A 26802-nucleotide genomic window follows, 5' to 3' on the forward strand; every position below is an offset into this window, starting at 1 on the left:
TCCCTATACCAGATTGTTGCGGACCGCGTAGGCGATCGCCTCCGAGCGTGTCTTTGTCGCCGTCTTGCGCATGACGCTGGTGATGTAGTTGTTGATCGTGTTGCGCGAGATGCCGAGAATGACCGCAATCTCGTCGCTCGTCTTGCCTTCGGCGATCCAGAAGAGGCATTCCAGCTCGCGTTCGGTCAGTTCGAAATCCCGCTCCGTCCTGGCATCGGCGCTTTCGGCGAAACTTGCGCCGTAGGCGGCGAAGAGGCCTACTTCCCGCAATCTCTCCTGCGACAGGATGATACCTTCGAGGAAGAGCAGCATCAGCGAGAACCGCGTCCTGCCGACGCAGAAGGTCAGCGAGCAATATTGCCGGCTGATGTCGTCGGGCGGGGTCACGTCGTCCGGCAGCAGCGAAAAACTGGGGGTCAGCAGCGACAGGCATTTTTCCAGTTCGGTGGAACGCGCGTAACCGCTGGCAAGCTCGGAACCGAGGCGCCGGACCAGATCGAATGGCCAGTTGGACGTGACGATGAAATCGAGGCCCTGCTCCTGGATCAGGTCATATCGGGCAAGAAGGAAGTGGGAGGCACCCACGTAGTCGGCAAGCAAGCGCATCACCGCTTGAACATTGTTGGAACCCGTCACGACCGAGAGACGGCGCACCAATTGCTCACGCGACAGGACCCGAGAGCCGGCGGAGTCCATATAGACCCGCCCCTCCGCCGTCATGTCAACCCCCGACAACTCCATCCGTTATCTGCTCCCCGCCGCGCCACGTATTCCTCATGAATGCGCGCATCACGACATGTTTCGATCACCGCACAACTCTCTCCGACGCCGAAACGATCCCTGAGCAAAACATCAAAGGGCCACTTTCTGTAACCGTTTTGTTTCGTCCCTCTGGAGCCGCCGCGGGCCCAACCCTCCCTGGACCCTCCGGAATTCACCATGCGAATCATAGTCATTGTAGGAGAGGTATGAGGAATTACCATTGCCCAAGATGATGATTTCCCCAATTCCGCGATGACAGAACTGATTCGCGTTGCAGGCAAATCCGCCAAGTATGTGGCGAGGCTCAAAAGAAAGGGGCCGAACACGTGTCGGCCCCTTGCGATCATATTTTCGTGATGTTCCGTCAGGCTGCTTTTTCGAGAGCCCATTTGCGGAGGATTTTGGCGGCCCGTTCTTCGGAAATCTCGACCATGCGGGCCAGACGTTTTTCCGGGCCTTCCTTGACGCGGCGGTTGAAGCCCTCCTCGTCGTCGCCGCCCAGCATGTCGCCGGAGCTGTCGAAACCGAAGTCCGAGCCGAAACCATCCATGAGCGCCGGGCTGCCCGTGGTCGGCGAGAAGTCCGGGAGTTCGAGGCCGCCGCCATCCGCCGCCGTGTCGCCGGCGATGCCGTTGCCGCTGACGGTGCGGATGAGCGGGCGAAGACCGAGCCAGACCACCAAGAAGGCGACACCGACGAAGGCGAGCGAGTTGATGATGCCGCCGATATTGCGGCTCAGGACTTCCATCATGCCGGGGCCGCCGGCAGCCTCGTCGAGAAGCTGGTTTTCGAGGAAATCCATGGCCGTCAGCGTCACGATGTCGCCGCGACCGGAATTGATGCCGGCGGCGGAAGAGACGATCTTCTGCATCTCGGCGAGATAGGCATCGATCTTGGCCTGGTCGAGGGGCTCGCCGACCATCTTGGCGATGCGGCCCTTGTTGACGACCACCGCTACTGACACCTTCTCGATCTGATAGCTGTTGCGCGTCGTGGCCGTGGTCTTCTGGTTGATTTCGTAGTTGGTCTGCTCTTCCTTCTTGTCGGACTGATCAGACGATTGCGGGCCGGTCGCGCCGCCCTGCTGCGGGGCGGCCTGCGGAACGTTCTGTTCCACGGTTGTGGCGTTGTCGTTGTTGGTCTGCTGCGACTTCTGCGCTTCCTTGGTGGTGCGCACCGAACGTTCGACGCGGGAATTGGGGTCGAAGACCGTTTCCTGGATCTGCTGGCTGTCGGTATTGAGCGAGGCCGTCACGCTGGAGCGGAAATTGTCCATGCCGAGGAAGGGCGCGAGCGCCTTGTCGATGTTGCTTTCGATTTCCTGCTGCACCGACTGGACGATGTTCAGCGACTTGTTCGCCGCGCTGCCGCCGTATTCGTCGCCCGCCGCCAGAAGCTGGCCGGTCGAATCGAGAATGGTCACGTCGTCCACGTCGAGACCGGGGACGGCCGAAGCGACGAGGTGACGAATCGAGGATGCGGCCTTGCGGCCGGCCTGGGTGCTGGCGCGGATCATCACCGAAGCCGTCGGTTTCTGTTCACCCCGCCGGAAGTTGCCGACATCCGGCATCACGATATGGACGCGGGCCGCCGAGACGCCCTGGATCTGCTGGATCGAGCGGCCGATCTCGCCTTCGAGAGCACGAACACGGGTCACCTCCTGCATGAAGGAGGTCAGGCCGAGGGAGCCGACATTGTCGAAGAGTTCATAACCGGCGTTGGAACTGTTCGGCAGGCCGCGCTCGGCCAAGAGAAGCCGGGCCTTTCCGGTCGTGCCGACCGGAACCTGAATGCTCGAACCGTCCGCCCCGACTTCGAAAGCCATGCTGGCTTCCGCAAGCGCGATGCTGACCTGGTTGAGGTCGGAGGTCTCGAGCCCCACGTAAAGCGTTTCGTATGCGGGTTTGTTTACAAAAATGGCCGCGGCAAGCACGATCGCGATCGAAACAACGCCTACGGCGCCTAAAGCAATAAGTCTCGTCTGGCCTAAATTGGCCAGATTTTTAAAGACTTGTGAAAATTGAGCCAACAGATTCATTCTGTTCCCACATCGCCAAACAAGGATATAGAGCCCTTTGCCCAGGAGCATCCTTAGGAAACGAAGCTTGCGCGAACGTTTCGCGGATGAGGGTTTGACGATTGCGGGAGAAGCCTGATCAATCTTTCAGGCGCTCAAGATCGGCAGGATCAGAAGAAATCGAAATCGCCGGCCGCCTTGCTGAGCGGCTGGGAATGACCATGACGCATGCCACGCGACAGCGCCTTCTGCATTTCGGCGAGCTTGACGAGGCTGAGCGCCGTCGACACGTCGACCGTCCAGGTTTCCGGAATGGTGCCGGTGATCGTGTCGATGAATTCGGCGATGCCGCGCGTTTTCTGGACCGCGAGGTCGATCCCCTGCAGCACCTTCATGCTGTCCGGCGACGTGAGGATGGCCTCGCCGCCGAGTTCGATCAGTTGTGGTTCGACGCGCTCGATGAGATAGGCCACGTCGTGAAGTTCCGACACCAGCCGCATCAGGACTTCGGGGAGCGACTCCTCGAAGGAAGCGATTGGCGGCACTGCGATGTCGTTCATTACCTTCCCCGTCTTTAAAAGAATTCGATAGAGCTTTCGACGGGCTTCGACGGCGTCCGGACCGGACGTTCCTCCATCGCAACCGTCCGCTGGGTTTCGGCGCCGGTCAGAGGATACTGCCGAGCCCTGCCGCTGACCGGCCAGAACTCGAGCTTGCGTCCATGTTCCCCGCCCGTGGAGGAACCGACCACCGGAATGCCTTCGTCCTTGAGAAACTGCATGGCGAATGCGGCATTCTGCTCGCCCACATTCGAGAAGCTGGCAATCGTCTTGGCGCCGCCGAATATCTTCGCTTCCAACCGGTCGCGCCGGGCTCCCTGCTTCAGCAGGCCGTTGATCAGCAGTTCCATCAGATGCACGCCATAGCGCGTGGCATCGCCGCCCGATGCCATGGGACCGCCGGTTCCCGGAAGCAGGAAGTGATTCATGCCGCCGACACCGGCGACAGGATCGCGAAGACACGCAGCCACGCATGAGCCCAGGATCGTCGAGAGGACGACGTTCGGGTCGTTTACGACCTTGTACTCTCCCTGAATGATATGGACACGCCTGGCTGCAGCGGCGTCATTCATTTCAACGCTCCAAACACCGCCTCGATGGCGGCCTTCATTTTTTCGATCGTGAACGGCTTGGCGAGAACATTGTTGGCGCCGAGCTGAGCCGCCTTCTGCACCAGCGCCCGGTCGCCCTGGGCGGTCAGGATGATGAACGCGGCCTTCTTGGTATTCGGATTGGCGCGCACGGCCTGCAGGAAGCCGATGCCATCCATCTTCGGCATGTTGAAGTCCGAGATCACCAGATGGTGCGGCTGCTCGGCCATGATCTTCATGCCCTGCTCACCGTCGCCGGCGGCGGTGATCTGCTTGAAGCCGAGCTGTGTCAGAGCGTCGCTGAGCAGCAGGCGGCTGGTCACCTGATCGTCGACGATCAGTACTTTGATTTTTTCAGCGATAGACATTTATTCGGTACCTTCTTTTCGGGCGGCAGTTAACTTCAACACTTCTTCTCCAATGGAGCCTAGCGGCAGCTGCTGCTCGACGGCCCCAATCTCGTAGGCGACCCTCGGCATGCCGTAGACCACACAGGTCTTCTCGTTCTGTCCAATGGTGCGCGCCCCCGCGCCGCGCATCTTGAGCAGACCAGACGCTCCGTCGCGGCCCATGCCCGTCAGGATCACCCCGACTGCATTACGACCCGCCAGTTCCGCGACCGAATCGAAGAGCACGTCCACGGAAGGCCTATGGCCGTTGACCGGTTCTCTTTCGACCAGCCGGCAACAGGGAGCCGACGGATTGACCACCTGCAGGTGCCGGTCACCACCGGGCGCCAGATAGATCTTTCCGATCTCCAGCCTTGCGCCATCGGTCGCCTCCTGCACCACAGGAGCGCAGATACGATTAAGCCGTTCAGCAAAACTTTTGGTAAACGTGGAAGGCATATGTTGAGTAATTACGGTCGGCGGGCAGTTTTGCGGGAACTTTTGCAGCACCGTGATAAGCGCCTCGACACCGCCGGTCGAAGAGCCGATCGCCACGACCTTCCGGCCGACGCGATATTCTGCGGCAGGCGCCACCGACGCGACCGGGGCCGGGCCATTGCGGCGGTGGCCGGAGCGCGCCGCGGCCTTGACCTTCTCGGCGAGATCCATGAACGGACGGGCGTCGCCGGGGGCCGGCTTGCCGACGCAATCGAAGGCGCCGATTTCGAGAGCGGCCAGCGTCGCGTTGGCGCCCTGATGGGTCATGGCCGACACCATGATGACCGGCATCGGACGCAGGCGCATGATCTTTTCGAGGAATTCCAGCCCGTTCATGTTCGGCATCTCGATGTCGAGCGTGACGACGTCGGGATTGAGCTGCTTGATCGCCGCGCGGGCTTCCAGCGCGTCGCCGGCCTGGCCGATGACGTTGACCTCCGGATCGGAATTCAGGACGGCGGTGATCAGGCCGCGCATGGTGGGAGAATCATCGACAACCAGGACCCGTGCCGGTGCGCTCATGCTTTCCTCCCTGCATTCTTGCCGGCATAACGATAGGTCGTGATGCCGATGTTATCGAACAGGTTCTTCGCGTCGCCGGAGACGCGTTCGGAATGGCCGATATAGAGATGCCCGCCTTCGGGCAGAAGCGAGGCGAACCGGGACCAGATCTTCATCTGCGTCGGCTCGTCGAAATAGATGACGACGTTGCGGCAGAAGATGACGTCGAAATTGCCCTTGAACGGCCACTGCCCCATCAGGTTCAGTTCGTTGAAGGTGATGAGCTTCTTGACCTTGTCGTCGATCTGCAGCTTACGGCGGCCGCCGGCGTCGACTTCGCGGAACCATTGCTTGCGCATGGCCGGCGTCATGGTTTCGGTGGCGTTCTCGTCATAGATGCCGGCACGGGCGGCCGCGAGGATCTTGGGATCGATATCGGTCGCCAGAATGCGGAAGTCGTAGTCGACGGCATTCGGCAGCAGCGACAGGACGGTGAGCGCGATGGAGTAAGGCTCCTGCCCGTCCGAACAGGCAGCCGACCAGATGCGCACCCGGCCGCCCGACTTGGCGCGGTTGATGAGACCGGGCAGGACCTCGTCGCGCAGATGCTCGAAATGATGGTTCTCGCGAAAGAAACGGGTGAAGTTCGTCGTCAGGTGCGACAGCATCTCGCGGCGGGCGGCGGCGCCGTCCGGCGAGGCCACCAGCGCGCAATAATCCTTGAAGCCACGCAGACCAAGCGCCCGAATATGCTTCGACAGGCGCGAATAGACGAGAGAAGCCTTGGAATCGTTCAGATAGATTCCCGCATCCGCATAGATCATCGCCGCGATGTCGGCGAGATCGCGGCGCGTCAGCGGGTATTCCCCACTCGCGAGCACGTCATCCGGTGACTGCCTGCTTTCGATGGCGCCCAAGGGCTTCATGCAGCTTCGCTTTCCTTTTCCGGGAAGAGGGCGTCCAATTCGATCATGCAGATCATCCGCTTATCGATGGCGAGGATTCCCCGGGCATACTGTTTTTCCAGGTCGGAAGACACTTCCGGCACCGGCTGGATATTCTCGTCGGTAATCGTAAGGATATCGGAAACGGCTTCGACCAGCAGACCGACTACCTTGCTTTTTACCTGCGCGACGATGATCACGTGACGCGCCGTCGGCTCGGCATCCTTCATGCCAAGCCGCGCAGAAAGATCGACGATCGGCAACACAGCACCGCGCAGGTTGATCACGCCCATCATATAACCAGGCGCGTGCGGCATCGGCGTCGCCGGCGTCCATCCGCGAATTTCGCGGACCGACATGATGTTGACGCAAAATTCCTGGTCACCGATCCGGAAAGCGATCAGCTCCCGACTTCCCTGAGTGAGGTTTTTCACGGCATACGACATACTGATTAACCCGTGGCTGCGAGTGACATTTCAGGCTTGAGCGACTGACCGCGCGAAGCAGCGACGACCGCATCGACATCGAGGATGAGAGCGACGCGCCCGTCACCGAGAATGGTGGCGGCTGCGATGCCCGGTACGTGGGTGTAATTGGCTTCGAGCGACTTGATGACGACCTGGCGCTGGCCCTGGATCGCATCGACCATGAGGGCGCGCTGACCACCGCCTTCCGATTCCACCAGCAGAGCGACACCTTCGACCGGGTTCGCCTGGGTGGCGCGGAAATTGAGGATCCGTCCGACATCGACCAGCGGGCAGAAGGAGTTGCGGATCGAGATAAGCCGCTGGGTCGCGCCGAAGGAGTGGATGGAGGAGGCTTCAGGCTGGAGCGTCTCGACGATTGCGGTGAGCGGCACGACCAGCGTCTGGCCGGCGACCGTGACCACCATGCCGTCGAGGACGGCGAGCGTCAGCGGCAGGCTCATGGTGAAGGTCGAGCCGAGACCGGGGCGCGAGGAGATCGAAATGCGGCCGCCGAGCGCCTGGATCGAGCGCTTGACCACGTCCATCCCGACGCCGCGGCCGGAAATGTCCGAAATCTTGTCGGCCGTGGAAAAGCCCGGCATGAAGATCAGGTTGTCGATCTCCTCGTCCGACAGGTTGGCGTCGGCGGCGATGAGATCGTTGTCGATCGCCTTCTGGCGGACACGCTCGCGGTTGATGCCGCCGCCGTCGTCGGCAAGTTCGATGACGATGCGGCCCGAACGATGCTTGGCGCTGAGCTTGATCGTGCCTTCCGACTCCTTGCCGGCGGCTTCGCGCTTTTCGGGCGTTTCGATGCCGTGGTCGACGGCGTTGCGGATCATATGGGTCAGCGGCTCGGCGAGCTTGTCGATGACCGTCTTGTCCACTTCGGTGTTTTCACCTTCGGTGACCAGACGGATCTGTTTGCCGACCATGTCGGCCACTTCGCGGACGATACGCGACATGCGCTGGAAGACCGGCTTCACCGGCTGCGCGCGGATCGCCATGACCGAGTCCTGGATCTCGCGGGTGAGCTGCTGCAGCTCTTCGAGGCCCATGTTGATCGACGAGGTGCCCGTCGTATCGTTCTCGATGACGCTCTGCGAAAGCATCGCCTGGTTGATGACGAGTTCGCCGACGAGGTTGATGAGGCGGTCGACGCGATCGAGATCGACGCGGATCGTCTGGCCGGCTGCGGCAGCGGCTGCGGCGGCATTGTTCTGGGCGGCGGCGGCCGCAGCCGCGGCAGCCGATTCCTTCTTTTCCGAAGCGCGGGCGGCGGCCTTGGTGACGCTCGAAGCGGTCTCGGCGGCCGACACGGCAGCGGCAACGGTCTCGTCCGCGGATTGGACGGACTTTTCTTCTTCCTCGGCGGCCGAGGGTTCGTCGAGGATCGCCAGGTCGAACGGAACCGGGATCATCGGCAGTTCCTCTTCGGAAGCAGCCTCTTCGGAAAGCTTCACGTCGAGATCGCAGTCCCATTCCGCGAATTCGAACACGGCGCGGATATCGTCTTCGCTCTTGGTGGTCTTGAGCGAGATCTTCCAGCCGAAATAGGAGGCTTCCGGATCCATCTTGTCGAGGGCCGGGAGCTGGTCCATGTCGCAATTGATGCTCATGTCGCCAAGGCGGGAGAGATCGCGGAGCAGCAGAGCTGCTTCGTTGCCCTTGGAATAGAGTTCGCGACGCGGCTTGAAGATCACTTCATAGGTGGAGCCTTCGAGGGTCGTCTCCTCGTCTGCGTCGAAACCGTCGAAGGAGAAGGGGATCGGCTGGAAGCCGCTGTCGTCGGTCGGCTTCGGGGCTTCCGCCTTGGGGGCGGGAGCCGGCGCGGCCTTGGGCGCCGGTTTCGGCGCTTCGGCATGGGCCGAGGGTGTGGGAAGCTCGCCATGCGCCAGCGCCTCGAGTTCCTTCACGAGACCGCGGCTTCTCGATTCGTCGACGCTTCCGCCGTCGCGCGATGCGCTGACGAGGTCGGCCAGCACGTCGGCCGATTTCAGCATGACCTTCAGGACGTCCTGGGTCGGCTCCAGCTTGTTGGAACGCACGCAATCGAGCGTCGTTTCGAAGACGTGAGCGAAGGAAACCAGATCATCCAGGCCGAAGGCACCGGCGCCCCCCTTGATGGAATGAACGGCGCGAAAAACGGCGTTGACCGTTTCGGGGTCGCGATCCCCGTCGTTCAGCTTGAGAAGACCAGACTCCAGTTCAGCGAGCTGCTCTTCGCATTCCTGAAAGAAGATCTCTTTGATTTCGTTCATATCCATCGGAGGAATTCCTGGCTCAGGCGGTTACACGCTCGATCGCATCAATTAGTTTGGCGGGATCGAAGGGCTTGACGATCCAGCCCGTAGCACCGGCCTGGCGGGCACGGTTCTTCTTCTCGGCATCGCTTTCCGTCGTCAGGACGAGGATCGGGACGGCGCGGTATTTTTCGTTGCGGCGCACGCCTTCGATGAAGCCGAAGCCGTCGAGACGCGGCATGTTGATGTCGGTGACGATCACGTCCGGATTGCAGTTCTCGAGGACTTCGAGGCCCTCGACGCCGTCTTCGGCCTGAATGGTTTCAAAACCTGCGTTATTCAGGGTCACCAGAAGCATGTTCCGGATCGTCCGTGAATCATCCACGGTCAGTACTTTTTTCTTCATTGCTAGATCTCCTTAGCAACCAAATTTTCGATATTGATGCCGATAAGTTGCATCGTCTTCTGAAATGCATCCGAAGCCTTCTCGACGAGAAACGACTTCTTGTCCTCTTCCCAAGCCCTGACGCCGGCTACCAGAACCTGCGCGCATTGCACGCCGACCCGATCGACGCCCGAAGCATCGATCACCAGATCGCTTCCGCGCATGGACATCAGCTTGCCATGCAGGTTCGAAGCCTCGTTGAGGTCCAGCACAGCGGACAGCTTCAAACTTCCTGGGCTTGCCTTCTTTGCTGCCATCAGCTCATTCCTTGTCGTTTCTGAAAGAGGTACTCGCCGTCATCGACCCGCTCGGCCGTCGCCGGCGCGATCGAGACGAGTGCCGGCTGGGTTCTTGGCGCCGCAGGCCGGCGCGTGTCCGAAAAGCGGTTCTGCCGCTCGATCCGGAACTCGCGCACCGTGCGGCCGAGTTCCAGGATGACCGTATGGAGTTCGTCGGCACCCTCGCCCGCCCGGCTCGCGAGGCCGGCATTCGACGCGACGTGTTCGCTCACCGAACCGATTTCCGACGTCACGCGATCGAGCCCCGTGGCCTGCTCGCCCGTATCGCGGGCAATGCCGGCGATCGCTTCGTTGATGTCCGAGACCTGGCGCACGATGCCGCCGATCGCATCCTGGGTGCGGTGGACCATCTCGACCCCGGCATCGACCTGCGTCTTGGTGCCGTTGACCAGCGTCTTGATCTCGCGGGCCGCTTCGGCGGAACGCTGGGCAAGCGCGCGGACTTCCTGGGCGACGACGGCAAAGCCTCGGCCGCTCTCGCCGGCGCGGGCGGCCTCGATGCCGGCGTTCAGCGCCAGAAGATTGGTCTGGAAGGCGATCTCGTCGATGACGCCGATGATCTCGCCGATCTTTTCGGCGGAGGTTTCTATATCCGCCATGGCGCTGATCGCGCGGCCGACCACTTCGCCGCTCTCTTCAGCCGAGCGGCGGGTATCGGCGGCGGCCTTTTCCGCAGCCGCCGTCTCGGCGGCGCTGTCCTTGACCTTGAGGCCGATCTCGACGAGCGCCCGCGCCGCGTTCCGCAGTCGATCGGACTGTTCGGCGGAGGCCGATGCAAAGGAACGCGCGTCGTCGGCAAGCGATTGCGTCAGGCCGCCGGCCTTCTCGCCGTGGACAACAGTGGTCTCGACGGACGAACGCATGGCGCCGATGGCCTGGCTCAGGAGATCGGCAAGCTCGCGATAGGCCTCGGGAACGTCGGCGGGAAGAGCGGCCGTCAGGTCGCGGTCGGCGAGTGCGGCGATGACCGCGGAAAATGTCTCGATGGCCTGGGCATGGTCCGCCTCGCGTTGCTCGGCGAGCGCGCGCTGGTGCCGCTGGCGCAGTTCGTTGAAGCGCAACGAAACGGCGATCTCGACATCGACCATGACGAGGCGGGTGATGGCGCCCACCACATCCAGCAATTCCTGCTCGCGCTTGCGCCCGCCCGGCAGCAGCGACTTCGGCGCCATGTCGACGATCGCGCCGGCGATCAGGTGTTCGAGCATCACGCCATGGCCGGCAACGTGCCAGCGCGGGTCGAGCCCCATGCGGATTTCGGTATCGGAGAGGACCTTGACCCGTTCGGCGTAGAGCGCGTCGAAGCGGGCATCGCTCAGCACGCCCCAGTGGGAGGCGAGGAGATCGTGCAGCCGCTCGATCTGCTGTTCGCTCTCGAAATTGCGGGCAGCTTCCGGAAAGGTCTGCAGACGGTGGAAGAGATCACGAAGGCCGGTCTTCAGATGCCGGTCGAGTTCCGGGCGACGGCGACGCAGGAGATCGCGCAGGTCGGCATCGAGGCCGGCAAATGCCAGTCTCTCACCCAGGCTGCCCGCCTGGTTCCGTCGCGCCTGATCCGATGGCGTTTCCTGCACCAATACCGTCCCCAAATTAATCGAACCAATCCCCCGAGGATTGGGTTGCATGCGGCTCCTGAGGCCCAAGCGCCGGGGATGAATGGGGGGTGCTGGCCTGATCGGATCAACATCCGTCGGGCATGGGCAACACGGTCACCGCAGGCTTTCCTGGATTTCATGAGCGGATACCGGATTGTCACCGGTACGGCTTTGCGGCTTCATGCCTGGTGGGAGACAGCAGGTTTCCCAATTCGCCGTGGTTTCTAATATGTATGGTTAATTCCTTGCGTGAAGGTTAATAGAGGATGGAAGAGCGCCTCTTTTGCTTCAGAATACCGCATATTGCCCGCAGTAGGTGTGATGCCTGGAAATTGCGCGGCGCTCGGTTACGACGGCCAGATCAGTTTGTGGCGCCCATGTCGGCCAACCCGCGCAGGCCGCTCCTGTCGCCCATGTCGGCGAGCGCCTGGAAGATGCGGCGGGCATCGCCATACCTTCCGAGATTGAGATGCGCATAACCGCGCAGCGCCATGAGATCCGCCTGTTCGGGAGCGATCCGGGCCCGCTGGTCGAGTGCCAGCAGCGCTTCCCGGTAACGTCCGAGCTTGAAAGCGTTCAACGCCCGGTCGGCCAGTATGGCGCTCTGGAGCTCCACCGCGCGCTTGTTCGTCTGGGCCGTGTCGGCCGCGGCGACCGAGGCCTTGTCGGTCAGGCCCACCCTGAGATAGGCAAGGCTCTTACCGTAGGCTGCATCGGAGCGGACATCCGCCGAGGAGCTGGCATAGGCGGTGTCGAATGCCTCAACCGCCTCGAGCGGCCGGTTGACATCCATCAGGCACCAGCCTCTGGCGAGCGCCGCGTCCGGCTGAAGCTGCCGTGCATCCTGCGTGGACGAGCATTGGCCGCGGCGCGGCGCGGAAGGCTGCGCTACCGCTCTGGCGGTCTTCTGGACTGTCGGCGGTGCGGCCCTCCGGCCGGACTCGGACGCGACGGCCGGAGCCCGCGTTTCCGCGCCATCGGCCTCCTGCCGGGCGGCGATGCGAGGCTGCCGCCGCGGCGCATCCGGTTCGGTCACGGGTTCGCCCAGCCGGGCGATGCGTTCGGAACGTCCGGCCCAGCTCCGCTGGATCTGCGCCACCCCCGCCCTGTCGCCGAGATCGTTGCGGGTGAGAACAAGGCCGTAGGCGGAGGGTTCGTCATCGGGTTTCCAGGCAAGCGCCGCCCCGAACCATTCGGCCGCCGTTTCGAATTGCCGCATGGCGCGCGCATACCAGCCGAACTGCTGGGCTGCATCGGCATTGCGGGCGGAAATGACGACCGGCGCCATTCGCCGGAGCACCTCGTCCTCGATGATCGGCGGAGGATCGAGCGCCAGGAGATTGGCGACCGCCGCCAGATAGGCTTCCTTCGATCCCGGAGAGGAGTCGCGCCAGCGATAGAGGACGGTCTCCGCCTCGGCCGGCGAGTTCCGGCCGACCAGCGTCAGCGCCAGGCCCTCGGCGGCGGACGCCGTCTCTTCCTTGGCGAAGGCCCGGCGGAACCAGCGCTCGGCGGAACCCAGATTGTCGCGGCGGTAATAGTACCAGCCGAGCAGCAACGCATCGGAGGCCATGCCATTGGCTTCCGCCAGCCTTTCCAGCCGGGTCAGGTATTTTTCCGGGACCGCCAGCTTCGCATCGGTATTGCCGTCGGCCACCAGGCGGCGGGCGATGTCGTCGCGCAGGGCGTCGAATTCCGGCGGATTGCCGGGAACAGTGCGTTCCTTGGCAAGCACGTCCTCCAGCATGTCGGCTGGAAGCAGTTCGCTCGCCTTCTGCACGGTCGCGAAACGCTCCGAAACATTGTCGCAATTGTCGAGGATGTAGACATAGGCATCGCGCGCCCGGTTCTTCCTGTCCGTCCTCGCAAAAGCGTCGGCGACGCGCCACAGGATGTCGGTTTCGCTGCAGGTGAGCAAGCCGGGATTTTCGGCCGCCGAACGGATCACGGCATCGTAATTCTTCGCATCCGAGGCAGCCACAAGGCCGGTCCGCGCCTCGGCGAGCTTGAGACGGTCGAGGAGGTCGGCGGGCGGCTGCCAGCCCGGTTCCGCCGCCTGGCGGTCGGCGATCGCCTTGCGCACGTCGGCATAACGCGACTGGGCATAGAGCGCCCACATGTTTTCGAGCTGGCGGTCGGCGTTGAGCTGAACCGCGAGCGGATCGGCGGGCGGCGTCCAGTTCGGGTAAAGCGTCTTCAAGCGGGAGATTTCCGCCTGCAGGCGGGCCGTATCGCCACGCGCGGCGAAGTAGCGAAGCGCGCTTTCATCGACCGCCGGCTGCTCTCCCTGCTGCGGCGCGGGAACCGAGATCACTGTCTGCGGGTTGACCTGCGCCACCGTTTCGGAAGGTTCGGAGGATAGGTCCTGCGGTTCCGGTGCCGGCGGAGCCTGGGCGATGACCAGCGAGGCGGGACCCGATCTGGCTTCGGCCTGCCTGTTCGGATAGATGAGCTGGGAGACGATGCGTTCGGTCTTTTCCGCACCCGATGCCGGAACGGCCGCCGGCGGAACGATTGCCGGGGGACGGGCGGTCGCCGTACCGGGCGGAACCGGCGTCAAGGAACCCGTCATCGCATTGAGGTCCACGGGCGGACGGTTTTTCAGCGTATAGAGTCCCACTGCGACAACGCCCAAGACTGTCAATGAGATGAGCGAAAACCGCATACTCACTCCGCTACCGTGCGCATTTCCCGTATGCGCCTCATGCGAACGGGTTTCAGCTCCTGCGAATTTAATTCCGAAAGAATAAACGCATATGGTTAACGAACAATTTAGATTTACCTAATCAAATACTTGAGTCGGTCCTGGGAACCGCGATCGCGAAGCGCATGCTGCGTGCCGGTTCTTCGGATATTCGGCGGACAATGAATGTCCGCATTCAATCGATAGTGTGCGGCATGGCGGGAATGCATCTGATTCGAACGCAGAAAATGAGTGGTCCCGGCCATCTGAGAGCGGCGATTCTGTTTTCCGTGCTGCCGGTCTTCGCCGTCGGCTGCGCCGGCCAGCCGACGCAGATGGGTACGTTCGCCAGGGCCATCCCTTCCGAACAGGCGATGCTTCTGCCGCCGCCGGGAGGACCGGGCATCGTCAGCGTCATCGAGCGGCGCTACGACAATGCGGTGGCGCAGGACATCTATCTCAAGACGTCGGCGCAAACGCCGGGGCAGAATGCGTTCACCGTGCAGTTCTTCGGCACCGCCAGCCCCTTCAAGCTTAGCGACAACGCGCTTACTTCGACGCCCGTGACGGAAGCCGGCACCGCCTCCGAGATGCGGCAGTCCCTGCCCGGCATCCGCATGACGCGCTCGTCCTTCTTCGTGCAGAACGGTTACGGCCCGTTCGGCTACGCCTTCGGCCATGGCGCGGGCAACGATCTGTGCATGTACGCCTGGCAGCAGGTCCGCGCCCCTTCCGGCACCATCTCGCCGCTTGCAAACTACGGTTCGATCCAGGTCCGCCTGCGGCTCTGTCAGGCGGACGCGACGGAAGAGAGGCTGCTCGCCGTCATGTACAACTATACGATCACCGGCTCGGTGGATGCCGGCGGCTGGAACCCCTATGGAGAACCGCAGCCGGTTTCGCCGAGCATCGGCGGTATCGGCGCGCCCATCTATCCGCGTCCGGCAGCGGCGGAGCCGATCGTGCCGGTCCTGCCTCAGCGCCAGGCCGCGGCCTATACGCGCACGACGCTGGCGCCTGCCGTCCAGCGGGTCGCGACGCAATCTATAACTTCGGCCATAACTCCGGTCTCCAATCCGGCCCAAAACCCGGCCCAAAACCCGGGTATGGCTGCCCGACCGGCCTTACCCGCCGCAAACACGCCTGCCGAAAGCGCGGCGGCGGTCGGCGTGCCGCGCGTCACCGTGCCGAGGCCCGGTTTATCGACAGCGACGCCGCCCGCCCAGCCCTCGCTCGCGGCGCAGGCCGCCGCCCGCGCACCGCTCGTGCCGTCTCCGTCCGGCATTGCGGCGAACCCGCGGACAACCATTCCGCCCGCCTCCTGCACCGACGTGACCAGCGGAACCGCCAATGCGTGCCGATAACCCTTCCCCAACCGGCCGGCGGAGATAGCCCGAGATGCGGACATTCCTTTCTGCCGTCACCTGGGCGCTCGCCAGCGTATTGATCATCATCCTGGTGACGCTGCCGATCAACACGCGGACCCAGCTGATCGCCAGCCTCCTGACCGTGACCGTCATGGCGGTGATCAAGATCCTCAAGGCGGGCGGCAAATGGCGCCTGGTGGCGCTCGCCTTCGGCACCGCCATGGTGCTGCGCTATGTCTACTGGCGCACCACCAGCACGCTGCCGCCCGCCAACCAGCTGGAAAACTTCATTCCGGGCCTGCTCGTCTATCTGGCGGAAATGTACAGCGTGCTGATGCTGACGCTCAGCCTGTTCGTCGTCTCCATGCCGCTGCCGCCGCGGCCACCCTATGGCCGCCGCGACCGGGAGCTTCCGGCCGTCGACGTCTTCGTGCCGAGCTACAACGAGGACGAGGTGCTGCTCGCCAATACGCTCGCCGCCGCCCGCAACATGGATTATCCGCCGGAAAAGCTCACCGTCTGGCTGCTCGACGACGGCGGCACCGTGCAGAAGCGCAAATCCGCCAATGTCGCCGATGCGCGGGCCGCCGAGACGCGCCACAAGATGCTGAAACAGCTCTGCGAGGACCTCGGCGTCCGTTATCTCACCCGCGAGAAGAACGAACATGCCAAGGCCGGCAATCTCAACAACGGTCTGAAGCATTCGACTGGATCGTTGGTCGCCGTGTTCGACGCCGACCATGCGCCGGCGCGCGACTTCCTGCTCGAAACCGTCGGTTATTTCGACGAGGACCCGAAACTCTTCCTCGTCCAGACGCCGCATTTTTTCCTGAACCCCGACCCGGTGGAGCGCAACCTGCGCACCTTCGAGAAAATGCCGAGCGAGAACGAGATGTTCTACGGCATCATCCAGCGCGGGCTCGACAAATGGGACGCCGCCTTCTTCTGCGGCTCGGCCGCCGTCCTCAACCGCAAGGCGCTCGAAGTTTCGAACGGCTTTTCGGGCGTCAGCATCACCGAGGATTGCGAAACCGCGCTCGACCTGCACAGCCTCGGCTGGCACAGCCTCTATCTCGACCGGCCGCTGATCGCCGGCCTGCAGCCCGCCACATTCGCAAGCTTCATCGGCCAGCGCAGCCGCTGGGCGCAGGGCATGATGCAGATCCTGCGCTTCCGCTTTCCGCCGCTCAAGCGCGGGCTCTCCTTCCCGCAGCGGCTCTGCTACATGTCGTCGACGCTGTTCTGGCTGTTTCCGTTTCCGCGGACGATCTTCCTCTTCGCACCGCTCTTCTACCTGTTCTTCGATCTGGAAATCTTCACCTCGTCGGGCGGCGAGTTCATGGTCTATTCGCTGGCCTATATGGTCGTGAACCTGATGATGCAGAACTATCTCTACGGGTCGTTCCGCTGGCCCTGGATTTCCGAGCTTTACGAATACGTCCAGACGGTGCATCTGCTGCCGGCGGTCGTCTCGGTCATGCTCAATCCCCGGAAACCGACCTTCAAGGTGACTGCCAAGGACGAATCCGTCTCCGTGAGCCGCCTGTCGGAGATCAGCCGGCCGTTCTTCGTGATCTTCTTCGTGCTGCTCGTCGCTTTCGCGATCAGCGTCTACCGCATCTATGCGGAACCCTACAAGGCCGACGTGACGCTGGTGGTCGGCGGCTGGAACCTGCTCAACATCATCCTGGCCGGCTGTGCGCTGGGCGTCGTGTCGGAACGCGGCGAGCGGCAGTCCTCGCGGCGCGTCAAGGTCAGCCGGCGCTGCGAATTCGGCATCGACGGCCGCTGGTTCACGGCAACCATCGAGGACGTGTCCGTGCATGGCGCGGCGGTCCAGGTCTATACCGAAGGCTTCAAGGATATCTCGGTGGAGAAGAAAGGCGTCCTGCGGTTCCAGCCTTATAGCGATCTTCCCGTCAGCGACCTGCCGGTCGAGATCCGCAATTTCGACACGGTCGGGGACGTGACCGCGATCGGATGCCGCTACATGCCTGAAAAGGCGACCGATCACCGGCTGATCGCCGACCTGATCTTCGCCAACTCGGCGCAATGGAGCCAATTCCAGGTGTCGCGCCGGCAAAACCCGGGTCTCGTCGGCGGCACGCTCTGGTTCCTGGGGCTTGCCATGTACCAGACGGTGCGCGGGCTTTCCTATCTCGTCCGCAATACCGCGCGCGACAGTGCGTCTGTCACGCAGAAATAGGAGGGCAGGATGAAAAAGGCTCTCGCACTGGCGCTTTTCCTTCTGTCGCCCGGCATGGCGCCGGCCCAGGCGCCCGCCCCCTTCGACATGAACCAGGAACGGGCACGGGAAAACCCCGCCCAACCGCCGGCCCCGGCCGTCCGGTCGCCATCGCCGGCGCCTTCTGAACCAGCACGCACTCCACCGGCCCAATCGCCGCCGGTACAGACGCCTTCTCCCGGGCCGACGCCAGCCCGGCCAACGCTTCCGCCGCCTGTGACGGGCCAGCCGGTGCGGCCGCCCGCCGCCAATCCGACGCCTGCGCCTGCACCGCCTACGACCCCGCGGGCGCCGACAGCGCCGTCTTTACAGCAACCCGCCCCGGCGGCGCGGGCCTCGGCACCGGCGCAACAGCCCTCCTCGCCGGGCGACCTTGCGAACCGGCGATATCTCGTCCCCGAAAAGAGCCTGCGTCTTACCGGCGAGATCGAACAGCGTTCGTGGTCGGTCTACCTGACGCCGGAACAGGCGGCGGCTCCGGCCAAGCTCCATCTCGGCTACCAGAATTCGATCGTCGTGGCCCCGGAGGTCTCGCATCTGGGCGTCACCATCAACGACGTGCCGATCTACGGCAAGCCGATCGCTTTTGCCGAAAAGGTCGGGGAGCAGGTGGTGGAAGTTCCGGCCGGCACCCTGAAGGCGGGCGCCAACATCATCCGCTTCCGCGCCGACCAGCGGCACCGGACCGACTGCACGCTGGAATCGACGTTCGAACTCTGGACGGAGATCGATCCGGGCCGCACGTTCCTGTCGTTCGATACGGCCGGCCTCCACCGGTTTTCGCGGCTGGACGACATCCGCGCCGTCGGGGTCGACGACAAGGGCAATACGCGTTTCCGGCTGATCGTGCCCTCCCTTGACCAGCTCGGATCGACCGACGTGCTCATGCGTCTCGCCCAGGGGCTGGCGCTGATGGGCGGCATGCCGAACCAGTCCTTCGTGTTCGAGAAAGCCCCGAGCGGCCTGCCGCAACCGGGCGAACTCGCGATCTTCATCGGCACCTATGACGAGTTGCGCCCGCTGCTGCCGGCGCTGACTCCTGCCGCCGCCAATGCGGCCGTGGCAAGCTTCCTCGATTATCCCGGCACGCAGCACGCTTCCACGCTCATCCTCTCCGGTCCGAGCTGGCCGGCGCTCGAAGGGCTGGTCGACAGCTTCGTCGCCTCCACCGACGGAACCGCCACGCAAAGACGCGAAACGCTTTCCACCCAGGCGTGGAACGGCATCGATACGCCCTTCCTGTTTTCCAACGCGCTGCTCGACTTCACGCAGCTCGGCATCGACAGCCAGGAGTTCGCCGGCCGGCTGTTCCGCACCCGCTTCACCATCGGCGTTCCGTCGGATTTCTACGCCAACGCCTATGGCGAGGCGCGCATCCTGCTCGATGCCGCCTATTCGTCCGACGTCCTGCCGGGCAGCCATATCGATATCTTCGTCAACGGCAACATCGCCTCGACGGTACCGGTCACCTCCTCCAGAGGCGCCGTGCTGCGCCACCTGCCGATCAAGCTGACCCTGCGGCACTTCAAGCCGGGCGTGAACACGATCGTCATAGAAGCCTCGCTCCTGACCCGGAAGGACGCCGCCTGCTCCCCCGGCGCGACGGCCGACAACAAGCCGCGGTTTGCGATTTTCGGCAGTTCCCAGTTCGCCATGCCGGGTTTCGCGCGGATCGCCCAGGTGCCCAACCTCGCCGCGACCGCCGGCACCGGCTTTCCCTATCGCACGAGCACCGATCCGGTCTCGTTGTTCATGGGGCGGATCGAGGAGCAGTCGCTTTCGGCGGCGGCCACCTTCCTCGGCAAGATATCGGTCGCCTCGCACCATGTCCTGCCGGTGGACGTGACGATTTCGGCGGCCCGGATTTCCGGTTCGAACGCGCTTTTCGTCGGCTCCATTTCGGAATTCCCCGCCAATATCCTGACCCAGCTGAAGATCGACCAGGAGAGCCGCAACAGCTGGAATCCCGCGGGCGGACCAGCCAACGCGGCGGCCGGCTCCTCCATCACCCTGCAAGACTGGCAGCAGCGCACCGGCAGCAACTTCCTCGCCCAGCAGTTTGCCACCCTTAGCGAATGGGCCAGGGAAAATTTCGACCTGACCCTGGCGACGCTGCGCTTCGCGCCGGCGACGGACGAATTCTTCAAGCCTCCCAGATCGGCCAGGATGATCATCGCCCAGGAAAGCGACCCGACCCAGATCGGCACCTGGACGGCGATCATCTCCCCGGATTCCGCATCGCTCGCCGAGGGCATGAAGGCCTTCTCCGTGCGGGAAGAGTGGGACGGGATGACGGGCAGGATCCTCGTCTACGAGGGCGGCGAGAAAGAGCCGCAGGCCGTGCCCGTGAGCCGCTTCCGGTTCATGCCGACCCAGCCTTTCTCGTTCGAGAACGCCCGCCTGATCGCCGCCAACTGGCTTTCCGACAACATCATGTCCTATGCGCTGCTGCTGGCCGCCGGCGGCGTGCTGCTCGGGCTTGCGACCGGCGGGCTGCTGTCGCTGCTCGGACGCAACAAGTGACGGTCAGGACCGGCTAGTTCGGCCGGGAACCGATCGAAAGGTCATCCCCAAGTCCGCCCTTGCCGGTGAACTTCCGGCTGACATGCAGCGAACCCGAAAGTCCGAAGCGCCAGGGCAGGTCAACGGCCTTGGAAATGCCGATGCGCCTTCCGACGACGACGAGCGGCGGCGTTTCGGGCGGCGTCAGCTCGAACGGCGCCTCGGCCAGCGACAGGCCATTGTGTTCGATCGTTATGGCGAGCGCCTGGCAGAGGCGGCCGGGCCCGGAACACAACAGCAAGGGATCGGCAAGGCCGCGACGGCTCTCCATCTCCGCCAGTCCCCGGACCGGCTGAAGCGCCCGGATCAGCACGGCGCTGCCGGGCCTGCAGACGAAGTTCAGGCACCAGTGGATTCCGTAGGACCGATAGACATAGGCATGGCCCGGTTCGCCGAACATCACGGCATTCCTCGGCGTCGGGCCGCGAAAGCTGTGGGACGCCGGCTCGTCCGGTTCGTAGGCTTCGGTTTCGACGATCACCCCGCCGACACCGGAAACGTCGAGTTCCACGCCGATCAGGCCGCGAGCGACCTCCACCGAACCCCTGTCGAAAAACTGCCGATCCATACAGAACCCGATTCACCTGCCGTGACCGGCCATGCATAGAGGCTGCGAGGCCGCCTGTCTCCCTTCTCCGCTCGGCATCGGCGCGATTGCCACTATGACTTCCCTATTTCTTCGTCCTCCACCCCCAATCGAAAGCCTATGGGGCGCTCGCTACCTTTCTGGTGTGCATCGGTTGCGATGCCCGCTCCGCGACATCGGCGGAGCCTATCCCAAAAAGGAGTGACTGAAATGTTTGGCCGTTTGGGCAATCTCTATCTGGCGCGGCAGCTTGCCGAACGCGACGCCCGCCGCCGTGAGGAACCCGCATCGAACCTCAGCCCCGCCGACGCGAACCTCGGGATCTTTCTGAGGCTCTTCGGCGTCCTGGGCATCGGCTTCTGCGCCGCCGGCGCGGTCGCCATCATGGTGGCTTGAGGGGGATCGCCATGAACAGGACCCGTACGAAAGACGCGCCGAAAAGCGAGCCGCAACAACGGGGCGTGCGTTTCACGGTGGGCCGCGACGCCAATGGCCGCTGGATCGTCTCCGACCGCGACGGCCTTGTCGGCGGGCTCTTCACCGACCGCGCCGCGGCCGTGCATTTCGCGATGTTCGAGAGCGACCACACGCCGGGCGCCGTCTGCTGCGTGCCGGAAACAGAAACCCTGAGCCTCGGCCCGGCCTTCGAAACATGGCATGCCGGCTCCCGCTTCCGTCCGAAAATCGTCGGCAGGACCTGAGGAGAATGGCGATGCCTCATCCTGTCGACCGGGTGCGCGGCCATGTCTATCCCCGCTCGCGGGCGCTTTCGGAACGCGACAGCCTGCATGCCTCCAATATCATTCTCGGCATGCTCGGCGTGATGCTCGTGGTTTTTGGCGTGGCTTATGCGATTACGCTGGCGGCGGTTTGAGCCACCTCCGAAAAGGGCCTCCATCCTATCGAAATTTGCCCCTCTTCCAAAATCGGGAAAGAGAAATTCCTATAGGATTCTTATATCTTTCCTATCCGGCCAATCTCGAACCCCTATGCGCTCCAGACGCATATTAATGGGCGAGATGCAGCACAGAACATCTCGCAGCCAGAAAGCACAAAAGGCGCCTCCACCCGGAAGGCGCCCTTTGCCTCGTCTTGCTCCATGAACAACCAGGAGTCCAGATCGATGATGGATATCATTCTACTCGGCACGGCGACCGTCTTCTTCGCCCTCTGCTTTGCCTATACGCGAGCCTGCGACAGGCTTTGAAAGGAGAGCACCCATGATCTTCGATTATGTCCTAAGCGGTGCCGTAACCGTTTTCCTCACCGCCTACCTCACCTACGCTCTCATCCGACCCGAGCGCTTCTGAGAGAAGCAGCCGGGTATTTGAAAGTTTCCTCCCATGACCCTCAACGGATGGCTACAGATTCTCGTTTTCTGCGGGATTCTCATCGCGCTCGTCAAACCGCTCGGCGGTTACATGACACGCGTCTTTTCAGGCGAACGCACATTCCTCTCGCCGGTCCTCGTTCCGATCGAACGGGGACTTTATGCATTGGCAGGCACGAACGAACGCGAGGAGCAGCATTGGACTGCCTACGCCTTCGCGCTGCTGATGTTCAACCTCCTGGGCGTCTTCGTGCTTTACGCGCTGATGCGCCTGCAGGCCGGACTTCCCTACAATCCCGCCGGCATGGCGGCCGTGCCGCCCGAACTTTCCTTCAACACCGCCGTCAGCTTCGTGACCAATACCAACTGGCAGAACTACGGCGGCGAAAGCACGATGTCCTACCTCACCCAGATGGCCGGCCTCAGCGTGCAGAACTTCGTGTCCGCCGCGACCGGCATCGCCATCGCCGTTGCCTTCATCCGCGCCTTCTCGCGGGCATCCGGCAAGGCGATCGGCAATTTCTGGGTCGACATGACCCGCGCCACGCTCTATCTCCTGCTGCCGCTCTGCATCGTGCTGACGCTCGTCTACGTCTGGCTCGGCGTACCGCAGACGCTCGGGCCCTATGTCGAGGCCACCACGCTCGAAGGCGCCAAGCAGACCATCGCTCTCGGCCCCGTCGCCTCGCAGCTTGCCATCAAGATGCTCGGCACCAATGGCGGCGGCTTCTTCAACGCCAACTCCGCCCATCCCTTCGAGAACCCTGATGCGATCTCGAACCTCATCCAGATGGTGTCGATCTTTTCGATCGGCGCGGCCCTGACGAACGTCTTCGGCCGCATGGTCGGCAACCAGCGCCAGGGCTGGGCGATCCTCGCGACGATGGGCGTGCTGTTCATTGCCGGCGTGATCGTCACCTACTGGGCGGAAACCGCAGGCAATCCGCTGATGCATGCCTTCGGCCTCGAGGGCGGCAACATGGAAGGCAAGGAAGTCCGCTTCGGCATCACGCTATCGTCGCTGTTCGCGGTGATCACCACCGCCGCCTCCTGCGGCGCGGTCAACGCCATGCACGGCTCGTTCACGGCGCTCGGCGGCCTCATCCCGCTCATCAACATGCAGCTCGGCGAGGTCATCGTCGGCGGTGTCGGCGCAGGCTTCTACGGCATCCTGCTGTTCATCATCGTCGCCGTCTTCGTGGCAGGCCTGATGGTCGGCCGCACGCCGGAATATCTCGGCAAGAAGATCGAGGCGAAGGAAATGAAGATGGCCGTGCTCGCCATCCTCTGCCTGCCGCTCGCCATGCTGGTCTTCGTGGCGATCGCCAGCGTGCTGTCGTCGGCGGTGGCCTCGGTCGGCACGGCCGGCCCGCACGGCTTCTCCGAAATCCTCTACGCCTATACGTCGGCTGCCGCCAACAACGGCTCGGCCTTCGGGGGGCTCACCGGCAACACGCCCTGGTACAACGTGACGCTCGGGATCGGCATGCTGATCGGGCGTTTCCTGGTCATTGTCCCGGCGCTCGCCATCGCCGGCTCGCTCGCCGCCAAGAAGACGGTGCCCGCCTCGGCCGGCACCTTCCCGACCGACGGTCCGCTCTTCGTCGGCCTGCTCGCCGGCACGATCCTCATCGTCGGCGGCCTCACCTTCATGCCCGCGCTGGCGCTCGGTCCGGTGGTCGAACACCTGGTGATGATCGCCGGCCAGACCTTCTGAGCCGCCAGGGGGACAATGTCATGAGCATCCGCCATGCCCTCCGCAGACAGTCCGATCTTGCCTCGCAGAAGCGGGGCAAGATCGGCCCCCGGGGAACAGACCGCTGGTGCGGTTCCAATATAATTCTCGCGATGATGGCGGGCGTTTTCGCCATCGTCTGCGCAGTCGAAATCCTGCACGGCTGACCGGCCCTCCGGTCGCCCCATTTTCAAGCTGGAGTCTCTTATGAGCCAGTCCAAATCCGCGAGTATCATGGATAGTCGCATCCTCGTTCCGGCGGTCGGCGCCGCCTTCACCAAGCTCAACCCGCGGACGCTTGCCCGAAACCCGGTCATGTTCGTCGTGGCCACGGTCTCAGTGCTCACCACCATCCTCTTCGTCCGCGACCTCGTCACGGGCGGCGACGATCTCGCCTTCTCCTTCCAGATCAACCTCTGGCTCTGGTTCACCGTGCTCTTCGCCAATTTCGCGGAAGCGGTCGCCGAAGGCCGCGGCAAGGCGCAGGCGGATTCGCTGCGCAAGACCCGCACGGAGGCCCAGGCCAAGCTTCTGACCGGCAACGACCGCACGGTCTACAAAATGGTTCCCGGCACCAGCCTCAAGGTGAACGACATCGTCATCGTCGAGGCGGGCGACATCATCCCGTCGGACGGCGAAGTGATCGAAGGCGTCGCCTCGGTCAACGAAGCGGCGATCACCGGCGAGAGCGCCCCGGTCATCCGCGAATCCGGCGGCGACCGCTCGGCCGTCACCGGCGGCACGCAGGTGCTTTCCGACTGGATCCGGGTGCGCATCACCGCTGCCGCCGGCTCGACCTTCCTCGACCGGATGATCTCGCTCGTCGAAGGTGCGGAACGCCAGAAGACGCCGAACGAGATCGCGCTCAACATCCTGCTCGCCGGCATGACGCTGATCTTCGTGCTCGCCACCGCGACGATCCCGAGTTTCGCCGCCTATGCCGGCGGCTCGATCCCGATCATCGTGCTGGTCGCCCTCTTCGTGACGCTTATCCCGACCACGATCGGCGCGCTGCTTTCAGCCATCGGCATCGCCGGCATGGACCGCCTCGTCCGCTTCAACGTGCTCGCCATGTCCGGCCGCGCGGTGGAAGCCGCCGGCGACGTCGATACGCTGCTTCTCGACAAGACCGGCACGATCACGCTCGGCAATCGCCAGGCGACCGAATTCCGTCCGGTTCGCGGCGTGACGGCGGAACAGCTGGCCGATGCCGCCCAGCTCGCCTCGCTCGCCGACGAAACGCCGGAAGGCCGTTCGATCGTCGTGCTGGCCAAGGAGAAATATGCCATCCGCGCCCGCGACATGCAGAGCCTGCAGGCGAGCTTCATTCCCTTCACCGCCCAGACGCGCATGAGCGGCGTCGATTTCGACGGCTCGCAGATCCGCAAGGGTGCCGTCGACGCGGTTCTGTCTTATGTGGGCTCGGGCGCGCTGCCGGTCGCAGGCACCACTGCCGCCGTTTCCTTCAATCAGTCGGAAGCCGTGCGCGAACTCCAGGCGATCACCGAGGAGATCGCCAAGGCCGGCGGCACACCGCTTGCGGTCGCCCGCGACGGGAGGCTGCTCGGGGTCATCCAGTTGAAGGATATCGTCAAGGGCGGCATCCGCGAACGCTTTGCGGAACTGCGCCGCATGGGCATCCGCACCGTGATGATCACCGGCGACAACCCCATGACAGCCGCAGCCATTGCCGCGGAAGCCGGCGTGGACGATTTCCTCGCCCAGGCGACGCCGGAAAACAAGCTGTCACTGATCCGCGAGGAACAGGCCAAGGGCAAGCTGGTCGCCATGTGCGGCGACGGCACCAACGATGCTCCCGCACTTGCCCAGGCCGATGTCGGCGTCGCCATGAACACCGGCACCGTCGCCGCCCGCGAGGCCGGCAACATGGTCGACCTCGACTCGGACCCGACGAAGCTCATCGAGATCGTCGAGATCGGCAAGCAGCTCCTGATGACGCGCGGGGCGCTGACGACGTTTTCGATCGCCAACGACATCGCCAAATATTTCGCCATCATCCCGGCGATGTTCCTGGCCTTCTATCCGCAACTCGGCGTGCTGAACGTCATGGGTCTCGCAACCCCGCAGAGCGCCATCCTCTCGGCGATCATCTTCAACGCGCTGATCATCATCGCGCTGATCCCGCTGTCGCTGAAGGGTGTGAAATACCGGGCGATCGGCGCCGGCGCACTGCTTTCCCGCAATCTGCTGATCTACGGCCTCGGCGGCATCATCGTCCCGTTCATCGGCATCAAGGCGATCGACATGGCCATCACGGCCATCGGCCTCGCCTAAGGAGTTGACATCATGTTGAAAGAACTTCGTCCGGCAATCGTTTTGATCGTTGCCATCACCGCCATCACCGGCCTCATCTATCCGCTCGGCATGACCGGCATCGCCCAGGCCGTCTTTCCGGCCCAGGCAAACGGCAGCCTGATCGAGAAGGACGGTCAGGTGATCGGCTCGACGCTGATCGGCCAGGCCTTCACCGGCGACCGGTATTTCCACGGCCGCCCCTCGGCCGCCGGCGACGGCTACAATGCCGCCTCGTCCTCCGGCTCCAACCTCGGCCCGACCAGCCAGAAACTGATCGACCGCGTGAAGACTGATTACGAAGCTGCCAAGGCGATCAACCCGAATGCGGATGTGCCGGTGGATCTGGTCACTGCATCCGGCAGCGGCCTCGACCCGCATATCTCGCCGGAAGCCGCCTATTTCCAGGTGCCGCGTGTGGCGAAGGCGAGAGCGATGGATGAAGTTAAGGTTCGTGCATTGGTCGATCAGAGCATTGAGGGTCGCGAACTCGGTTTACTCGGTGAACCTGTCGTCAATGTGCTTGCGCTTAATATGAAGCTTGATGCACCTATGACGCGGTAAAGCTTCGAGCGTGCAGCCCCCTCATCCGCCTGCCGGCACCTTCTCCCCGCTGGGGAGAAGGGAAATTGCCGCAACGTCACCGTTCCCCTCTACCCCTCGGGGAGAGG

At 63.4% G+C, this 26802-nt stretch carries 25 protein-coding genes; 11 read left to right on the plus strand and 14 right to left on the minus strand.

The genetic code is table 11. The annotated features are described in order from the left end of the window. Positions 1 to 3 precede the first annotated feature (3 nt). The 13 genes from visN to DMO26_RS05450 all read right to left on the minus strand — a co-directional run bounded on the left by visN (position 4) and on the right by DMO26_RS05450 (position 13882). Positions 4 to 720, minus strand: a complete 717-nt coding sequence (visN, locus tag DMO26_RS05390) for a transcriptional regulator VisN (protein ID WP_226951192.1) — start codon at positions 718 to 720, stop codon at positions 4 to 6. A gap of 406 nt (positions 721 to 1126) precedes the next feature. Beyond that, complete coding sequence (fliF, locus tag DMO26_RS05395) at positions 1127 to 2800, minus strand: flagellar basal-body MS-ring/collar protein FliF (protein ID WP_117190974.1); 1674 nt, start codon at positions 2798 to 2800, stop codon at positions 1127 to 1129. A 149-nt stretch (positions 2801 to 2949) separates the two neighbouring features. Then, entirely contained in the window at positions 2950 to 3339 is a 390-nt protein-coding gene (gene cheT / locus DMO26_RS05400) for a chemotaxis protein CheT (protein WP_117190975.1), read from the minus strand. A gap of 14 nt (positions 3340 to 3353) precedes the next feature. Continuing rightward, on the minus strand, positions 3354 to 3911 hold the full coding sequence (gene cheD, locus DMO26_RS05405) for a chemoreceptor glutamine deamidase CheD (protein WP_117190976.1): 558 nt from the start codon (positions 3909 to 3911) through the stop codon (positions 3354 to 3356). Further along, on the minus strand, positions 3908 to 4297 hold the full coding sequence (locus DMO26_RS05410; protein ID WP_037087108.1) for a response regulator: 390 nt from the start codon (positions 4295 to 4297) through the stop codon (positions 3908 to 3910). Before DMO26_RS05410 ends, cheD begins: the two co-directional genes overlap by 4 nt. Then, positions 4298 to 5338, minus strand: coding sequence for a protein-glutamate O-methylesterase CheB (gene cheB, locus DMO26_RS05415; RefSeq protein ID WP_117190977.1), 1041 nt, complete (start codon positions 5336 to 5338; stop codon positions 4298 to 4300). It abuts the gene before it with no gap. Then, positions 5335 to 6243 (minus strand): protein-glutamate O-methyltransferase CheR, encoded by a 909-nt coding sequence (cheR, locus tag DMO26_RS05420; RefSeq protein WP_117190978.1) that lies wholly within the window; start codon positions 6241 to 6243, stop codon positions 5335 to 5337. Before cheR ends, cheB begins: the two co-directional genes overlap by 4 nt. After that, complete coding sequence (locus tag DMO26_RS05425) at positions 6240 to 6707, minus strand: chemotaxis protein CheW (RefSeq protein WP_117190979.1); 468 nt, start codon at positions 6705 to 6707, stop codon at positions 6240 to 6242. The genes cheR and DMO26_RS05425 overlap by 4 nt, the downstream gene beginning before the upstream one ends. Before the next feature lie 5 nt (positions 6708 to 6712). After that, positions 6713 to 8995, minus strand: a complete 2283-nt coding sequence (locus DMO26_RS05430) for a chemotaxis protein CheA (protein ID WP_117190980.1) — start codon at positions 8993 to 8995, stop codon at positions 6713 to 6715. A 16-nt stretch (positions 8996 to 9011) separates the two neighbouring features. After that, entirely contained in the window at positions 9012 to 9377 is a 366-nt protein-coding gene (gene cheY1 / locus DMO26_RS05435; RefSeq protein WP_117190981.1) for a chemotaxis response regulator CheY1, read from the minus strand. 2 nt (positions 9378 to 9379) lie between these two features. Continuing rightward, positions 9380 to 9673 carry an STAS domain-containing protein gene (locus DMO26_RS05440; RefSeq protein WP_117190982.1) on the minus strand — a complete coding sequence of 98 codons (294 nt, stop codon included), beginning with the start codon at positions 9671 to 9673 and terminating at the stop codon, positions 9380 to 9382. Further along, complete coding sequence (locus DMO26_RS05445; protein ID WP_450088443.1) at positions 9673 to 11340, minus strand: globin-coupled sensor protein; 1668 nt, start codon at positions 11338 to 11340, stop codon at positions 9673 to 9675. Before DMO26_RS05445 ends, DMO26_RS05440 begins: the two co-directional genes overlap by 1 nt. Positions 11341 to 11671: 331 nt before the next feature. Beyond that, entirely contained in the window at positions 11672 to 13882 is a 2211-nt protein-coding gene (locus DMO26_RS05450; RefSeq protein WP_319025390.1) for a tetratricopeptide repeat protein, read from the minus strand. 359 nt (positions 13883 to 14241) lie between these two features. On the opposite strand from DMO26_RS05450, the gene bcsN reads away from it, so the two are divergent. The 3 genes from bcsN to DMO26_RS05465 are packed head-to-tail and all read left to right on the plus strand — an operon-like array spanning position 14242 to position 20128. Further along, positions 14242 to 15357, plus strand: a complete 1116-nt coding sequence (gene bcsN, locus DMO26_RS05455; protein ID WP_162894720.1) for a cellulose biosynthesis protein BcsN — start codon at positions 14242 to 14244, stop codon at positions 15355 to 15357. Between the two features lie 34 nt (positions 15358 to 15391). Beyond that, positions 15392 to 17566, plus strand: coding sequence for a UDP-forming cellulose synthase catalytic subunit (bcsA, locus tag DMO26_RS05460; RefSeq protein ID WP_117190986.1), 2175 nt, complete (start codon positions 15392 to 15394; stop codon positions 17564 to 17566). A 9-nt stretch (positions 17567 to 17575) separates the two neighbouring features. After that, positions 17576 to 20128 carry a cellulose biosynthesis cyclic di-GMP-binding regulatory protein BcsB gene (locus tag DMO26_RS05465; protein ID WP_226951193.1) on the plus strand — a complete coding sequence of 851 codons (2553 nt, stop codon included), beginning with the start codon at positions 17576 to 17578 and terminating at the stop codon, positions 20126 to 20128. Between the two features lie 13 nt (positions 20129 to 20141). Here DMO26_RS05465 and DMO26_RS05470 read toward each other — a convergent pair whose 3' ends face one another. Continuing rightward, a complete protein-coding gene (locus DMO26_RS05470; RefSeq protein WP_117190987.1) occupies positions 20142 to 20735 on the minus strand; it encodes a DNA-3-methyladenine glycosylase in 594 nt (197 codons plus the stop codon). Between the two features lie 228 nt (positions 20736 to 20963). Between DMO26_RS05470 and DMO26_RS05475 the strand changes: the two genes are divergently transcribed. The 8 genes from DMO26_RS05475 (at position 20964) to kdpC (ending at position 26695) form a co-directional block, all read left to right on the plus strand. Next, a complete protein-coding gene (locus tag DMO26_RS05475) occupies positions 20964 to 21149 on the plus strand; it encodes a hypothetical protein (protein WP_117190988.1) in 186 nt (61 codons plus the stop codon). 11 nt (positions 21150 to 21160) lie between these two features. Beyond that, positions 21161 to 21454 carry a hypothetical protein gene (locus tag DMO26_RS05480; protein WP_117190989.1) on the plus strand — a complete coding sequence of 98 codons (294 nt, stop codon included), beginning with the start codon at positions 21161 to 21163 and terminating at the stop codon, positions 21452 to 21454. An 11-nt stretch (positions 21455 to 21465) separates the two neighbouring features. Further along, positions 21466 to 21627 carry a hypothetical protein gene (locus DMO26_RS33555; protein WP_162894721.1) on the plus strand — a complete coding sequence of 54 codons (162 nt, stop codon included), beginning with the start codon at positions 21466 to 21468 and terminating at the stop codon, positions 21625 to 21627. A 346-nt stretch (positions 21628 to 21973) separates the two neighbouring features. Then, positions 21974 to 22063 carry a K(+)-transporting ATPase subunit F gene (kdpF, locus tag DMO26_RS05485; RefSeq protein ID WP_117190990.1) on the plus strand — a complete coding sequence of 30 codons (90 nt, stop codon included), beginning with the start codon at positions 21974 to 21976 and terminating at the stop codon, positions 22061 to 22063. 33 nt (positions 22064 to 22096) lie between these two features. Beyond that, entirely contained in the window at positions 22097 to 23800 is a 1704-nt protein-coding gene (gene kdpA / locus DMO26_RS05490; protein WP_117190991.1) for a potassium-transporting ATPase subunit KdpA, read from the plus strand. 20 nt (positions 23801 to 23820) lie between these two features. Then, on the plus strand, positions 23821 to 23985 hold the full coding sequence (locus tag DMO26_RS33560) for a hypothetical protein (protein ID WP_162894722.1): 165 nt from the start codon (positions 23821 to 23823) through the stop codon (positions 23983 to 23985). Positions 23986 to 24025: 40 nt separating this feature from the next. Beyond that, on the plus strand, positions 24026 to 26113 hold the full coding sequence (kdpB, locus tag DMO26_RS05495) for a potassium-transporting ATPase subunit KdpB (RefSeq protein WP_117190992.1): 2088 nt from the start codon (positions 24026 to 24028) through the stop codon (positions 26111 to 26113). A 12-nt stretch (positions 26114 to 26125) separates the two neighbouring features. Further along, positions 26126 to 26695: a potassium-transporting ATPase subunit KdpC gene (gene kdpC / locus DMO26_RS05500; protein WP_117190993.1), complete on the plus strand. Its 570-nt coding sequence runs from the start codon at positions 26126 to 26128 to the stop codon at positions 26693 to 26695. The last annotated feature ends 107 nt before the right edge of the window (positions 26696 to 26802 follow it).

The sequence above is a fragment of the Rhizobium terrae genome (assembly GCF_003425685.1).
Classification (GTDB): domain Bacteria; phylum Pseudomonadota; class Alphaproteobacteria; order Rhizobiales; family Rhizobiaceae; genus Neorhizobium; species Neorhizobium terrae.

Bases quoted from the DNA above. Each gene is read 5' to 3' on its own strand.
- visN (WP_226951192.1), bottom strand. From the start codon at position 720: ATGACGGCGGAGGGGCGGGTCTATATGGACTCCGCCGGCTCTCGGGTC.
- fliF (WP_117190974.1), bottom strand. From the start codon at position 2,800: ATGAATCTGTTGGCTCAATTTTCACAAGTCTTTAAAAATCTGGCCAAT.
- cheT (WP_117190975.1), bottom strand. From the start codon at position 3,339: ATGAACGACATCGCAGTGCCGCCAATCGCTTCCTTCGAGGAGTCGCTC.
- cheD (WP_117190976.1), bottom strand. From the start codon at position 3,911: ATGAATGACGCCGCTGCAGCCAGGCGTGTCCATATCATTCAGGGAGAG.
- DMO26_RS05410 (WP_037087108.1), bottom strand. From the start codon at position 4,297: ATGTCTATCGCTGAAAAAATCAAAGTACTGATCGTCGACGATCAGGTG.
- cheB (WP_117190977.1), bottom strand. From the start codon at position 5,338: ATGAGCGCACCGGCACGGGTCCTGGTTGTCGATGATTCTCCCACCATG.
- cheR (WP_117190978.1), bottom strand. From the start codon at position 6,243: ATGAAGCCCTTGGGCGCCATCGAAAGCAGGCAGTCACCGGATGACGTG.
- DMO26_RS05425 (WP_117190979.1), bottom strand. From the start codon at position 6,707: ATGTCGTATGCCGTGAAAAACCTCACTCAGGGAAGTCGGGAGCTGATC.
- DMO26_RS05430 (WP_117190980.1), bottom strand. From the start codon at position 8,995: ATGGATATGAACGAAATCAAAGAGATCTTCTTTCAGGAATGCGAAGAG.
- cheY1 (WP_117190981.1), bottom strand. From the start codon at position 9,377: ATGAAGAAAAAAGTACTGACCGTGGATGATTCACGGACGATCCGGAAC.
- DMO26_RS05440 (WP_117190982.1), bottom strand. From the start codon at position 9,673: ATGGCAGCAAAGAAGGCAAGCCCAGGAAGTTTGAAGCTGTCCGCTGTG.
- DMO26_RS05445 (WP_450088443.1), bottom strand. From the start codon at position 11,340: ATGCAACCCAATCCTCGGGGGATTGGTTCGATTAATTTGGGGACGGTA.
- DMO26_RS05450 (WP_319025390.1), bottom strand. From the start codon at position 13,882: ATGACGGGTTCCTTGACGCCGGTTCCGCCCGGTACGGCGACCGCCCGT.
- bcsN (WP_162894720.1), top strand. From the start codon at position 14,242: ATGAGTGGTCCCGGCCATCTGAGAGCGGCGATTCTGTTTTCCGTGCTG.
- bcsA (WP_117190986.1), top strand. From the start codon at position 15,392: ATGCGGACATTCCTTTCTGCCGTCACCTGGGCGCTCGCCAGCGTATTG.
- DMO26_RS05465 (WP_226951193.1), top strand. From the start codon at position 17,576: ATGAAAAAGGCTCTCGCACTGGCGCTTTTCCTTCTGTCGCCCGGCATG.
- DMO26_RS05470 (WP_117190987.1), bottom strand. From the start codon at position 20,735: ATGGATCGGCAGTTTTTCGACAGGGGTTCGGTGGAGGTCGCTCGCGGC.
- DMO26_RS05475 (WP_117190988.1), top strand. From the start codon at position 20,964: ATGTTTGGCCGTTTGGGCAATCTCTATCTGGCGCGGCAGCTTGCCGAA.
- DMO26_RS05480 (WP_117190989.1), top strand. From the start codon at position 21,161: ATGAACAGGACCCGTACGAAAGACGCGCCGAAAAGCGAGCCGCAACAA.
- DMO26_RS33555 (WP_162894721.1), top strand. From the start codon at position 21,466: ATGCCTCATCCTGTCGACCGGGTGCGCGGCCATGTCTATCCCCGCTCG.
- kdpF (WP_117190990.1), top strand. From the start codon at position 21,974: ATGATCTTCGATTATGTCCTAAGCGGTGCCGTAACCGTTTTCCTCACC.
- kdpA (WP_117190991.1), top strand. From the start codon at position 22,097: ATGACCCTCAACGGATGGCTACAGATTCTCGTTTTCTGCGGGATTCTC.
- DMO26_RS33560 (WP_162894722.1), top strand. From the start codon at position 23,821: ATGAGCATCCGCCATGCCCTCCGCAGACAGTCCGATCTTGCCTCGCAG.
- kdpB (WP_117190992.1), top strand. From the start codon at position 24,026: ATGAGCCAGTCCAAATCCGCGAGTATCATGGATAGTCGCATCCTCGTT.
- kdpC (WP_117190993.1), top strand. From the start codon at position 26,126: ATGTTGAAAGAACTTCGTCCGGCAATCGTTTTGATCGTTGCCATCACC.